Source organism: Nocardia sp. XZ_19_385 (assembly GCF_015355755.1).
Lineage (GTDB): Bacteria > Actinomycetota > Actinomycetes > Mycobacteriales > Mycobacteriaceae > Nocardia.
Window position 1 is genome coordinate 29,096 of record NZ_JACVEE010000007.1, and the last position, 13,277, is coordinate 42,372.

Here is a 13,277-nt window from a genome sequence, read left to right on the forward strand (position 1 = left end):
GAAAGGGATGTCGGTGACGCTGAAGGTCGGGGTGACCCCGGGGCAATTGCGCAGTGCCGCAGGCAAAATGGGCGATCTGCGGGATCAGATGAATGAGATTCTGCGCACGTTGGAGCACGCACTGGCCGCGAAGGGGGCGGCCTGGGGTGGCGACGGCTACGGCAGCACCTTCGCCGACGGTCCGCAGGGATATCTGGCTGCGTGGGAAAACCTGACCGAGGGGATCGGCAACACCGCCACGACCCTGGACTCGTATTCCGACGGGCAGTACGAGGCCGCGAAGCTGCTCGCGAGTACAGACCGGTTCTCCGCGCAGAATCTCCGGTAACGGGGTGTCGATCACCATTCCCGGCGAGCTCGAGTGGCTCGGCTGGCTCGCCGGCTCGGACTGGCCCGACGGCGACGAAGACAAAGTGTGGGCGATCGCCGAGGATTGGCGTAAAGCCGCCGCCGACATCCGCCAACTTCTGCCCGAACTTGCCGCGGCCCGCAAAGCGACCCTGGAGGCATACCCCTGGGGCGCGGGTATCGAGGCCATCACCGCACGCCTCGACGAACTCGACCACGGCCCGCAGTCGCTGGAGCGTCTGGCCGAGGTGATGGATCTGGTGGCCGAATCCGCCGACGCGCTGGCCACCGAAATCGAGTACACGAAAATTCTGGTCATCAGTTCGCTGGCCATGCTGGCCTTCGAAATCGTTGCGGCATGGGCGTTTCCGCCTACCGCGCCGTTGGTCGAGGCAGCGGCGATCGCGTTGACCCGGGTTGCGGTGCGCCTGCTCGGTCAGCGAGCAGTCAGTGCTATCGCCGGGTTCGCCGCCAAAACCGGTATCGCCGCGCTGACCAAGTTCCTGGCCAAACATGTGGCTTTCAGTACCGTGCTCGGCGCCGGTCAAGATCTCGCCATCCAGGCTTATCAGGTCGGTGCGGGCAGCCGCGACGACATCGACTGGAAGCGCGTCGGAACCACCGCCTACACCGCCGCCGCAGCGGGTGCGGTGGGTGGGCCCGCCGGTGGCCTGCTGGCGAAGGGGGCGGCGAAAGTCACGCTGCCAGGCGGACGTTGGGGCGATGGATTGAAGGGCGCGATGGTTGGAGCGGGATCGGGGATGGCCGGTGCGCTGGGCGCATGGGGCGTCGGCGGGATCGAAAACGGGTGGACCTGGGATCCCCGTCTACTCGCCAGCGGCGGGGCATACGGTGCGTTGACCGGCGGCAGCAAGGGCTTCCGCCATTCCGTATCCGGAACACGCCCCAGCGCAGGCGGTTTCGACGCGGCCCGTCCGGCGGACTTCCGTGGTGACGGCAGCGCACCCGCCGTCGCGCCCCGCAATGGGGCTTCGGTGGGGACTCAGCCCGGTACCTCGACGACCAGCAGTGGCGGCAATCCGATTGGGGCACCGCCGAACTCGGGCAGCGCTGCCCGCGGCGGCACCTCGACGGACGCTTCCAGCGGAATCCAGAGCGGAGTTCGTGGCAATGAGTCACCTACCGCCGGTCTGCGGACCCCCGCAGGAGATATCTCTAGTAATGGTGCGGGCAATAGCCGGGGCGAGGGGGTCGATGGTCGCGCTGGAACACCGCACCCGGCAGCCACGAACGGGTCCGACGCTTCGCAGGCCGATGCCGGGATTGTGGCAGGGCACAGGGAAACTCCTGCGCCTGTCTCAGGTGACGGAGCGGACGCTGCTATGCCACGCGAGGTCACCGCGCAGCCGCCCGCCCAGCCACAGTCGGCCACTTCGGCCGCCCCTGCGGCAGGGGAGAGTGTTAATCCGTTGGCAAGCGAGCACGGACCGTCCGAGCAATCGCCGGAGCCGGCGCAGCAGGCGTCCGAACAGTCTCCGGGGAGTACCCGCGGGGACGGAACAGCAGACGTGAAAGAGCGCTCACTTGACCAGAACTCACCAGCCACGCAGGGGCAGGCACCCGCGCCGACTGTCGGCGACGGCAGTCGGCCGCAACCACTCGCCGGTGTGGACGGTGGCACGCCCACCCCGGAGGCCCGGACCGGCGACGCTGGTGGCGTCCGAGCCGCCGCGACCAACGACAGCCGCCTACCCGCGGGCGAGGCACGCACTCAGGCCAGCCCCGGCGCCGCGCAGTCGGCGCCGAGGACCGGGACCAGCGAAACCCGCCCAATCCCGGTCGAATCGCGTCCAGGCCTACCCGAGCATCGCCCCAGCACCACAGCAGCCGGTCCAAACCAGGCTGGATCGCCCGGCGAGGGTGGCAGTCGTGGCAGCGTCGGTGATTCGGTTCGGAATGGGTTGCGGCAGTTGGGTGTCAATCCAGATGGCATGACTCCCGAGCAGATGCGGCAGGCGGGCGATGCGGCCCTGGCGCATGCGGTAGACGGTTTCGCGGAGAGAATCGCCGCGCTCGAGGGCGCCGGGCTGCGCCCCGGCGAGTTCGCCGTCGAGCGCAGGCAACTGCAGCATCAGATCAACGAATTCCTGGGCCTGCGCCAGGCTTTGCGGGCCGATCTCAACCAGATCGGCAATCCGGATGTACCGCGGCTAGACACCGGGATGGCGATCGAACCTGCGCAGACAGCCGCGCCGGAACAGGTGCCTGATTCCCATGGCGCATCTGAGGGTGAGCCCGCAGGCCGGGGTCTTGCTGACACGACTTCAAAAATTCCGTACACACCAAGGTATTTCGGTGTCTCGCCGATACCGGAATACGAGGCTGCCTCCCCGCCGAACGAGTCCGTTTGGGCACCGCGCCACTCGAGCGAACCCCAGCCGGCGCCCGATCCGCGCCCGGAGCCCCACCCCCAGCCGGAACCGGAACATCGGCCGAAACCGAAACCGACGGAGCCGAGGCCCGAACCGGAGCCAAAGCCTGAACCCGAGCCGGAGCCCGAGCCGGAGCCGGAGCCGGAGCCCGACCCGGAGCCGGAGCCCGAGCCCGAGCCCGAGCCGGAGCCGGAACCGGAACCGGAACCGGACCCCGACCCCGACCCCGAGCCGGAACCGGACCCCGACCCCGAGCCGGAACCCGAGCCCGAGCCCGAGCCGGAACCCGAGCCGGAGCCGGAACCCGAGCCCGAGCCGGAGCCCGAGCCGGAGCCCGAGCCCGAGCCCGAGCCCGAGCCCGAGCCCGAGCCCGAGCCCGAGCCGGAACCTGAGCGGCGCGAGCCGCAACCGAGGCCAAAAGCCTGAGCTGAAAGGGGATTTGAGCCAACATGAAACCGACCTGGGGTGCTACACCGCACCTGGGCCCGCTCGCTGTACTCACACAACGACCGAATCACGATCGGTCGGCCTTGCCGACGTTCACAGTTCGTCAACCGCCCGGGGCGAAAGCGGCGCGGCGCGGTGGGACGTGCCTGCTCCGACTACGCATGATGAGGCACGCCGCACGGCGGCCGTGGTACCGACTGACCGTTATCCCGTAATACGCCGCTGATAGTGCCCGCTGGTACTCACGTCTCCGTGGCTCCCGGCGCCGCTCGGCCGCCGGGCATCGGGGTTCTGACTCACTGCTGGAAGCGGTAGCCCATGCCCGGCTCGGTAATCAGATGCCGCGGCTTGGCGGGATCATCTTCGAGTTTGCGCCGCAGCTGGGCCAAATAGACACGTAGGTAATGGGTTTCGGTTGAATGCGCCGGGCCCCACACCTCGCGCAGCAGTTCCTTGCGCCCGACGAGCTTGCCGCGATTGCGGACCAGCATTTCGAGCATGCCCCACTCGGTGGGTGTCAGATGTACGCTCGCACCGTTTTTCGTGACTTTCTTCAGGGCGAGGTCGACGGTGAAGGTCTCGGTTTCGATCACGGGCTCGTGTGTCCCGGCCTCGGCCGCGCCGCGACGGATCGCGGCGCGGAGCCGGGCCAGCAGCTCGTCCATGCCGAAAGGTTTGGTCACATAGTCATCTGCGCCCGCATCCAGCGCTGCGACCTTGTCAACCGAGTCGGTGCGGGCCGACAACACGATCACCGGAGTCGAGGTCCAGCCCCGGAGCCCGGCGAGTACCTCGATGCCGTCGATGTCAGGCAGCCCGAGGTCGAGGATCACTACGTCGGGTTGTTTGTCGGCGGCGATGCGCAACGCCGCGGCGCCGGTACCCGCGGTGAGCACCTCGTAGCCGCGTACCGACAGGTTGATCCGCAGGGCACGCACGATCTGGGGCTCATCGTCCACGACCAGCACTTTGGTGGCGAGGGCGCCCTTTTCGGGGTCAGCACGGTCATCCACTTTCGTCATTGCGGGTCCATCGGATCGTTGGCTGGGCGTCGGGCCTCGGCCGTGGTGAGTTCGGGCCGGGCGGTCGCCGCCGAGTCCGGCGCGGCACCCGTCGGCAGATCCACCAACATGGTGAGGCCGCCGCCCGGTGTTTGTTCGGCCTGCACGGTGCCGTCCATCGCCTCCACGAAGCCCCGCACCACCGCCAGGCCGAGCCCGACGCCACTGGTGTTGTCGCGGTCGCCGAGACGTTGGAAGGGTTCGAACAGTTGATCTTCTGCACCCTTGGCGATGCCGGGCCCGGTGTCGGCGACCGCGATCGACACCCGTTGCCCCTTCGCGTCGGCGGTGACCCGTACCGGTGCATCACGTGGGGAATGCCGTAGCGCGTTGTCGAGCAGGTTGGCCAGGACTCGTTCGAGCAGTCCGGCGTCGGCCTGCACCGAGATCTCGCCGACTTCGACCTGTACTCGGTTCATCGCGGCGCGCCGCAACCCGCGCGCACCCATCCCCACACTCACCAGCGCCCGGTGCACGACCTCATCCAGATATACCCGGCGCAGCTGCGGCGTCACCACCCCGACGGCGAGGCGGGAGGAGTCGAGGAGGTTGCCGACCAGTGCGGTCAGCTGATCGACGGATTCCTCGATGGTTTCCAGCAATTCGGCGGTGTCTTCGGTGGAGAACTCGATGTCGTCGCTGCGCAGGCTCGATACCGCGGCCTTCGCCCCGGCAAGCGGGGTGCGCAGATCATGGCTGACGGCCGAGAGCAGCGCTCGCCGCAGCCGGTCGGCTTCGAGTAGTGCCGCCGCCGCTCCTGCTTCTTCGGACAACCGGGCTTGGCGCACCAGTCCGGCAGCTTGATTGGCAACGGCGCCGAGCACGGGCCGGTCTCCGGATTCGATGGCACGCCCGGCCAGCAGCAACTGACTCGAGGCGTCCCTCGCTTCGACCGTGGTCTCGGCGTCGGAGGGTCGTTGCGGCGGGTCCTCTCCGACAGTGGCGATCACCTTCTCACCACAGAGCAGGCTTACCGCGCGCTGACCGTAGGCTTCGCGGACCTGTTCGAGCAGATGTGGAAGATCCGCACCCTGCAATACCGCGCCCGCGAACATCGTGAGCAGCTCGGCCTGGCGAGAAGCCTTGCGGGCCTGTCGAGTTCGCATCGCCGAGGTGTCCACCAGAGCGGCCACCGCGACCGCCACGATGAGCAGCACGACAACGGTGACGAAGTTGTCCGGTTCGGCCACCGCGAAGCTGTGACGCGGTGGGGTGAAGAACCAGTTCAGCAGCGCGCCGGACAGCAGCGCCGAGCACGCCGCCGGCACGATGCCACCCAACAGGGCGACGGCGAGCACACCGATGAAGAACACTGCGCTCAGCCCGCCGAGCTCGAGGTGTTGCTCGATCAGCAGCACGCCGAGGGCAGTGATGGTGGCAGGCACCGCGACAGCTGCGACCCAGGCGAGGACCGATTGCCGCGGTTGCCAGGCGCGCCGGCGCTTGCCCACGTTGGCGTGTTCGTGGGTCACCATGTGCACGTCGATCTTCCCCGATCGCTGCACGACGGTGGATCCGATGCCCTCGTCGAGCATGCGCGCCCAGCGGGAGCGTCGAGACGTGCCGAGGACCAGCTGGGTGGCGTTCACCTCGCGGGCGAATTCCAGTAGCGCGGTAGGTACATCGGACCCGGTGACGGTGTGCAGGCTCGCGTTCAGACTGGCTGCCAGCTCGCGCAGCCGGTTCAGTCGCTCGGTGGATACCCCGGCCAAGCCGTCGCCGCGGACTACGTGCAGCAGGACCAGATCGGCGCTCGACTTGGTGGCGATGCGGCTGGCGCGGCGCACCACCGTCTCCGATTCCGGGCCGCCGGTGACGGCGACGACTACGCGTTCGCGGGCCTCCCACAGTTCGGTGATCTTGTGGTCCGCCCGGTATTTTGCCAATGCGGCGTCGACCTGGTCGGCCAGCCACAGCAGCGCCAATTCCCGCAGGGCGGTGAGGTTTCCGGGCCGGAAGTAGTTGCGCAGTGCGGCGTCGACCTTCTCGGCCTTGTAGACGTTGCCGTGGGACATCCTGCGCCGCAACGCTTCCGGTGTGATATCGACCAGTTCGACCTGTTCGGCGCCGCGTACCACCGCGTCCGGCACCGTCTCCTTCTGCTGGATGCCGGTGATCTGCTCGACCACATCGTTGAGGGACTCCAGATGCTGCACGTTCACCGTGGAGATCACATCGAGGCCGGCCTCGAGCAGGACTTCGATATCTTGCCAGCGCTTTTCGTTGGTGCTGCCGGGAGTGTTGGTGTGCGCCAGTTCGTCCACCAGCACCACATCGGGTCGCCGCGCGAGTACCGCCTCGACGTCGAGTTCGGGCAATTCGGTGCCGCGATAGACGAGCATCTTCGGTGGTATCCGCTCGATACCCTCGAGTGCCTCGGCTGTCTTGTGGCGGCCGTGCGTTTCGACTACCGCGGCCACCACATCCGCGCCCCGTTCGATCCGGCGATGTGCCTCTCCGAGCATCGCGTAGGTCTTACCGACTCCGGGAGCCGCGCCGAGGTAAATGCGCAGCTGGCCGCGTTTCACCGGTTCAGAATCGCGCGACCGACGGTAGCCGGCTGCCGCCGCGCTGACGCATCTGCTTGGTCCATGCGGGCACCGATCACCCGCAAGGCCAGCAGGCCACAGAAGAACCCAACAATCACGATCACCGCGACAGCCGACATGGCAAAACCTTTCACATCCGAAGGCCGAGCGCACTGACGCAGTCCGGCACTCACTTCTTACCTGCACGGAACGGCATCATCAGGATCTTTACGGTGTGTTGACGCTTCCGTCGGCTTCTTTGACGGCATCCTTTCAACAGCCCGCCGGTGCGTGTCAACGAAACGTAAATGCGGGGGACCACAGCGCTAAAGACTCGTAAGAATCCTCGGTTCCACGCGGTTCGGGAGCTTCACTCACCTTGGCGCACCCCACACCCGGAGGTGCGAATGGAGGTTAGGAATTCATGTCTGTCGTGGTGTTCACGGTCCTCACCGTGGCGATTTTCGCGCTGCTGGGATTGATCCAGCGCGGGGTGGAGAAGCTGTGATCGCGAATCTGATCGGTCTGATTCTGGCCGTCGGTGTCGCGGTGTACATGGTCGCGGCGCTGCTCTTCCCCGAGAGGTTCTAGGTGAACACGACAACCGCAGGGATCGTTTTCCTCGTCTCCCTGATCCTCGCGCTCGCCCTGGTGCATGTGCCGCTGGGCGACTACATGTACCGGGTCTACAACAGCACCAAGCATTCCCGCTTCGAGAAGATCATCTACAAGCTCGTGGGTGCGCAGCCCGGCGTGGAGATGACCTGGGGCGTCTACGCCCGCAGCGTGCTCGCGTTCTCGGCAGTGGGCATCCTGTTCCTGTTCTTCTTCCAACTGGTGCAGGGCAAGCTGCCGCTGCATCTGAACGATCCGGCCACCGAGCTCACCCCGGCCCTGGCCTGGAACACCGCGGTCAGCTTCGTGACCAACACGAACTGGCAGAACTACAGCGGTGAATCCACCCTGGGACATCTGGTCCAGATGGCCGGTCTCGCCGTGCAGAACTTCGTCTCCGCGGCCGTCGGCATGGCGGTGGCGATAGCGCTGGTCCGCGGCTTCGCGCGCCGGCACACCGGCGATCTCGGCAACTTCTGGGTGGACCTGGTGAGGGGTACCATCCGGATCCTGCTCCCGATCTCCTTCGTCGCGGCCGTCGTGCTGGTCGCGGGCGGTGCGGTGCAGAACTTCATGCTGAACGACCAGGTCGTGGAGACCATCACCGGTGGCACGCAGACTCTGCCCGGCGGGCCGGTCGCCAGCCAGGAAGTCATCAAGGAACTGGGCACCAACGGCGGCGGCTTCTACAACGTGAACTCCGCGCACCCATTCGAAAATCCGAACACCTGGACCAACTGGCTCGAAATCTTCCTGCTGCTGGTGATCGCCTTCTCGCTGCCGCGCACCTTCGGGCGGATGGTCGGCAGCAAGAAGCAGGGCTTCGCGATCGTGTCCGTGATGAGCACCATCGCGATCATCAGCACCTCGCTGACCATGTTCTTCCAGCTGCGCAGCCACGGCACCGTCCCGACCGCGATCGGTGCGGCGACCGAAGGCGTGGAAACCCGTTTCGGCGTGGGTAACTCGGCGGTCTTCGGAGCCGCGACCACACTCACCTCGACCGGCGCGGTCGACTCCTTCCACGACTCCTACACCAGCCTCGGCGGCATGATGCTGATGTTCAACATGCAACTCGGCGAAATCGCTCCCGGCGGTGTGGGTTCGGGGCTTTACGGCATGTTGATCCTCGCTGTGATTACGGTGTTCGTGGCGGGCCTGATGGTCGGGCGCACCCCGGAGTACTTGGGCAAGAAGATCACCCCGCGCGAAATCAAACTCGCAGCGACCTACTTCTTGATCAGTCCGCTGATCGTGCTGGTGGGAACCGCGCTCGCGATGGCGCTGCCCGGACAGCGGGCGTCGATGCTGAACAGCGGACCGCACGGGCTCTCGGAAGTGTTGTACGCCTTCACTTCCGCCGCGAACAACAACGGTTCGGCTTTCGCCGGGCTCACGGGCAATACCGAGTGGTTCAACACCGCGCTCGGGTTGGCCATGGTGTTCGGCCGGTTCCTGCCCATGATCTTCGTGCTCGCTCTGGCCGGTTCGCTGGCCCAGCAGGGTCACACTCCGGAGTCGATCGGCACGCTGCCCACGCACCGGCCGCAGTTCGTCGGCATGGTCGTCGGGGTCACGTTCATCCTGGTCGCGCTCACCTTCCTGCCCGCGCTCGCGCTCGGGCCGCTCGCCGAGGGAATCCACTGAAATGTCCAGTCCCACAGTAGAAATGCCTGCAGTCGCCACCCAGGCCGCAGCACCGAAACGCAAAGGCCCGCGAAGCGGGGTCTTCGATCCGAAACAGCTGCTGAAGTCGGTTCCGGACGCGGTGCGCAAACTCGATCCGCGCATCATGTGGCGCAATCCGGTGATGCTCATCGTCGAGATCGGCGCGGTCTGGTCGACCGTGCTCGCCCTGATGGATCCCTCGTTCTTCGCGTGGGCGATCGTGGTGTGGCTGTGGCTCACCGTGGTCTTCGCCAACCTGGCCGAGGCAGTCGCGGAGGGGCGCGGCAAGGCACAGGCCGACACGTTGCGCAAAGCCAAGACCGATACCGTGGCCCGGCGGCTGGTCAACTGGTCACCCGGTGCGCGGATCATCGAGGAGAAGGTCGGTGCACCCGACCTTCAGCGCGGCGACTTCGTAGTGGTCGAAGCCGGCCAGATCATCCCCGGTGACGGCGATGTCGTCGAAGGCATTGCGTCGGTGGACGAATCGGCTATCACCGGTGAATCCGCCCCGGTGATCCGGGAATCCGGCGGTGACCGTTCCGCGGTCACCGGCGGCACCACCGTGCTCTCGGACCGGATCGTCGTGCAGATCACCCAGGAACCCGGCGCCAGCTTCATCGACAAGATGATCGCGCTCGTCGAAGGCGCATCGCGGCAGAAGACGCCGAACGAGATCGCGCTCAACATCCTGCTCGCCGCGCTGACGATCATCTTCGTGTTCGCTGTGGCCACTCTGCAGCCGATGGCGATTTTCTCCAAAGCGAACAACCCTGGCGTTGCGGATACTTCGGCACTCGATCAGTACGGCATCACCGGCATCGTGCTCGTCTCGCTGCTGGTCTGCCTGATCCCCACCACCATCGGCGCGCTGCTCTCGGCCATCGGCATCGCGGGCATGGACCGGCTGGTGCAGCGCAATGTGCTGGCCATGTCCGGGCGTGCGGTCGAAGCCGCGGGTGATGTGAACACGCTGCTGCTCGACAAGACCGGCACCATCACCCTCGGTAATCGTCAAGCCTCGCAGTTCGTTCCGGTGCCCGGCGTGCTGGACGACGAAGTGGCCGATGCCGCGCAGCTGTCCAGCCTGGCCGACGAGACGCCCGAGGGACGCTCGATCGTCGTCTACGCCAAACAGGTATTCAACAAGCGCGAGCGCACCCCCGGCGAGCTACTCGGCGCGAACTGGGTGGAGTTCACCGCGCAAACCAGGATGTCGGGTGTCGACTTGGCCGACGGGCGCCAGCTGCGCAAGGGGGCAGCTAGCGCGGTCACCGAGTGGGTGCGGGCCCAGGGCGGCAACGTTCCGGCCGAGATCGGCGAGATCGTGGACGGGATCTCCGCCTCCGGCGGCACACCACTGGTCGTGGGGGAGTTCCACGACGGTACTGCCCGGGTCCTGGGCGTCATCCATCTCAAGGATGTCGTAAAGCAGGGCATGCGTGAGCGTTTCGACGAGATGCGCCGCATGGGTATCCGCACTGTGATGATCACCGGCGACAACCCCATGACAGCGAAAGCGATCGCCGAGGAGGCCGGTGTCGACGATTTCCTCGCCGAGGCCACCCCTGAAGACAAGCTGGCGCTGATCAAGAAAGAGCAGGACGGCGGGCGGCTGGTCGCGATGACCGGCGACGGCACCAACGACGCGCCTGCACTGGCGCAGGCCGACGTCGGCGTGGCTATGAATACCGGCACCTCGGCCGCCAAAGAGGCCGGCAACATGGTCGATCTGGATTCGGATCCGACCAAGTTGATCGAGATCGTGGAGATCGGCAAGCAGCTGCTCATCACCCGCGGTGCGCTGACCACGTTCTCCATCGCCAACGACATCGCCAAGTACTTCGCGATCATTCCCGCGCTGTTCGTGGCGTTGTTCCCGGGCTTGGGCGTGCTCAACGTCATGCGGCTGGCGAGCCCGCAGTCGGCGATTTTGTCCGCGGTCATCTTCAACGCGCTGGTCATCATCGCGCTGATTCCGCTGGCGCTGCGCGGTGTGAAGTACACGCCGTCGAACGCCTCGAAACTGTTGAGCCGCAACCTGACCATCTACGGGCTGGGCGGCATCATCGCGCCGTTCATCGGTATCAAGTTCATCGACCTCGTAGTCCAACACCTCCCTGGGATGTCCTGAAATGCGCATGTCAACCTGGATTCGCCAGCACCTGGCCGCACTGCGTGCGCTACTGGTGCTGACCGCGATCACCGGAATCGTTTATCCGCTGGCGGTTTTCGCGATCGGTCAGATCCCCGGCCTGCACGAGAAGGCGAACGGGTCACTGGTGGAAGTCGACGGAAAGGTGGTGGGCTCCAGCCTGATCGGGCAGTCCTTCACCGATGCCGACGGGAAAGCGCTGCCGCAGTATTTCCAGAGCCGTGCGTCGGCTGCCGGGGACGGCTACGACCCACTGTCCACCTCGGCGTCCAACCTCGGTCCCGAAGACATCGTGGACAGCATGGGCACCGACGACGACGGCAAACCGGAAATCAAGGCCAGTCTGCTGACCACCGTGTGCAGCCGCAGCATGGAAGTCGCCGACCGCGAAGGGGTCGACGGAGCCCGTCCGTTCTGCACCAAAGGCGGTGTCGGCGCAGTACTTTCGGTACTAGGCCCGCGCGCGGCCGATGGTGAGGTGGATCATCCCACCAAGGTCGTCAGCGTCAACGAATTCTGCTCGGTGACCAAAGAGCCGTTCCTTGCCATCTACAAGGGCATGTCAGTCGTCTGCAACGACGGCGAGGACTTCTCGACCGGCCGCATCATCCCCATCTACGGTGATGCTCCCGCGGATCCGGCCGTGCCTGCCGACGCAGTCACTGCCAGCGGCAGCGGACTGGATCCGCACATCTCCCCGGAATACGCCGCCATCCAGGTGGACCGAATCGCCCAAGCCCGCCGCATCAACCCCGACCAGGTGCGTGAAGTTGTCGCGGCGCACACCAAGGGACGCACGCTCGGTTTCCTCGGCGAACCGCGCGTGAATGTCCTCGAGCTGAATTTGGACCTGGACCGCCGGTACCCCTTCCAAAGCTGATTCGAGCGGAAACGCCTGCGACCGGTGATGTTTGGTCACCGGTCGTTCGGCGTCGCAGATTGTTCGACCGGCACGCGGTCAGGGAGTCAGACGACGTGGTACGCCCGACAGCTGGCTGTCGGCACGCATCATCGAAGCCAAACGCGAAGGCTGGCTCGGCGAAGTGGAGGGTCTCCAAGTCAGCTACGGCGGCGTCAAGACCAATCGCCCAGATAGACGCCACGCTCAGGCGACGGCGACAGGAACCGAGCTCGGCATCCCTACGTTCGAGGCCATCTCCGGACGAGCTACTGCCCCGTGACAGCATCTTCATCCAGCCATCAAGGCTGGTGCCATTTCTCGGCTGAGGAACGGCCACGGCGACGACGCGCTTGAGGAAGCATGTAAGAGCATTGGAGCCCGCCTTCGCCAACTGAGCGGTGTCGTCGACCAAGACGGGGCCGTTCTTGTCGGAGAGACACTAGGGCGAAAGAGGCTGATTGCCCTCAACGACGGCGTCACGCAGACGGAGATCAGTGAGCAAGAGGGGTACATGTTCCTCGGTATGGCGTTGTTCCGTGCTGGACGTAACCCTCGTGCCCATAGGCCGGCCGACCCCGACTTCGACCGAGACGAGATTGTCGAATGGCTCCACGTTGCGAGCGTCATGCACCGAGCCCTCGATCGAGCGAAGATCCAGCCTTCCTGATAGCCGAGATCTTCTGAGGGCACTGAGACCTGTCGGGAGTACTCGAACGCCGGCTGGCGGAATCCGGCTCGTCTTGCCACACTTTGGAGATGACTGACGTGGATGGCCGATGCCGGGGCAGCTTGCACCTGCTTCAGCGGATCGCCGGTCACGCCGACAGTCGAACCACCGAGAAGTATCTGCATCCCGATCACACCGCGATCGGAGCCGCTGGCGATAAGTTCTCCGAGCACTTGCGGTCCCGTTCTGGTCCCGCTCTTCGGGTGGTCGGGAAATGAAGAACCCCTTCCGACCAAGGTCGGAAGGGGTTTTCTGTCGGGCTGACAGGATTTGAACCTGCGACCACTGACCCCCAGTCAAAAGTAGGTACCCGATAAGGACATTTCACGCACGGAACGCTCGTTGTTCCCGCGCGCATAGCGAGCATACCCGCTGGTCACGGGTGTTACGGGCAGAACGGGTGGTCCACGGGTGGCCCACAATCTGCTGGGTCG

9 protein-coding genes and 1 pseudogene are annotated in these 13,277 nt (G+C 65.8%); 7 read left to right on the forward strand and 3 right to left on the reverse strand.

All coding sequences use genetic code 11. From position 1 onward, the window contains the following. Positions 1-7 precede the first annotated feature (7 nt). The gene (locus IBX22_RS35060) at positions 8-328 is read left to right on the forward strand and encodes a WXG100 family type VII secretion target (protein WP_194820138.1); all 321 of its coding nucleotides are present in this window, start codon (positions 8-10) and stop codon (positions 326-328) included. A gap of 4 nt (positions 329-332) precedes the next feature. Then, positions 333-3,167 (forward strand): hypothetical protein, encoded by a 2,835-nt coding sequence (locus IBX22_RS35065; protein WP_194820139.1) that lies wholly within the window; start codon positions 333-335, stop codon positions 3,165-3,167. Between the two features lie 317 nt (positions 3,168-3,484). Here IBX22_RS35065 and IBX22_RS35070 read toward each other — a convergent pair whose 3' ends face one another. From IBX22_RS35070 to IBX22_RS35080, 3 genes are read right to left on the reverse strand one after another with little or no spacing between them, the layout of a single operon-like run. After that, entirely contained in the window at positions 3,485-4,210 is a 726-nt protein-coding gene (locus tag IBX22_RS35070) for a response regulator (RefSeq protein WP_194820140.1), read from the reverse strand. Further along, positions 4,207-6,777, reverse strand: coding sequence for a sensor histidine kinase KdpD (locus IBX22_RS35075; protein ID WP_194820141.1), 2,571 nt, complete (start codon positions 6,775-6,777; stop codon positions 4,207-4,209). The genes IBX22_RS35070 and IBX22_RS35075 overlap by 4 nt, the downstream gene beginning before the upstream one ends. Continuing rightward, a complete protein-coding gene (locus tag IBX22_RS35080) occupies positions 6,774-6,917 on the reverse strand; it encodes a hypothetical protein (RefSeq protein ID WP_194820142.1) in 144 nt (47 codons plus the stop codon). Before IBX22_RS35080 ends, IBX22_RS35075 begins: the two co-directional genes overlap by 4 nt. Before the next feature lie 364 nt (positions 6,918-7,281). Here IBX22_RS35080 and kdpF point away from each other — a divergent pair, with 364 nt between their 5' ends. The 5 genes and pseudogenes from kdpF to IBX22_RS38640 all read left to right on the forward strand — a co-directional run. Continuing rightward, positions 7,282-7,368: a K(+)-transporting ATPase subunit F gene (kdpF, locus tag IBX22_RS37790; protein WP_309234928.1), complete on the forward strand. Its 87-nt coding sequence runs from the start codon at positions 7,282-7,284 to the stop codon at positions 7,366-7,368. Then, on the forward strand, positions 7,369-9,039 hold the full coding sequence (gene kdpA, locus IBX22_RS35090) for a potassium-transporting ATPase subunit KdpA (RefSeq protein WP_194820143.1): 1,671 nt from the start codon (positions 7,369-7,371) through the stop codon (positions 9,037-9,039). 1 nt (position 9,040) lies between these two features. Next, positions 9,041-11,194 carry a potassium-transporting ATPase subunit KdpB gene (gene kdpB / locus IBX22_RS35095; protein WP_194820144.1) on the forward strand — a complete coding sequence of 718 codons (2,154 nt, stop codon included), beginning with the start codon at positions 9,041-9,043 and terminating at the stop codon, positions 11,192-11,194. A 1-nt stretch (position 11,195) separates the two neighbouring features. Further along, complete coding sequence (locus IBX22_RS35100; RefSeq protein ID WP_194820145.1) at positions 11,196-12,095, forward strand: potassium-transporting ATPase subunit C; 900 nt, start codon at positions 11,196-11,198, stop codon at positions 12,093-12,095. A gap of 316 nt (positions 12,096-12,411) precedes the next feature. After that, a pseudogene (locus tag IBX22_RS38640) lies at positions 12,412-12,783 on the forward strand (TIGR02391 family protein); the annotation flags it as partial. Positions 12,784-13,277 lie beyond the last annotated feature (494 nt).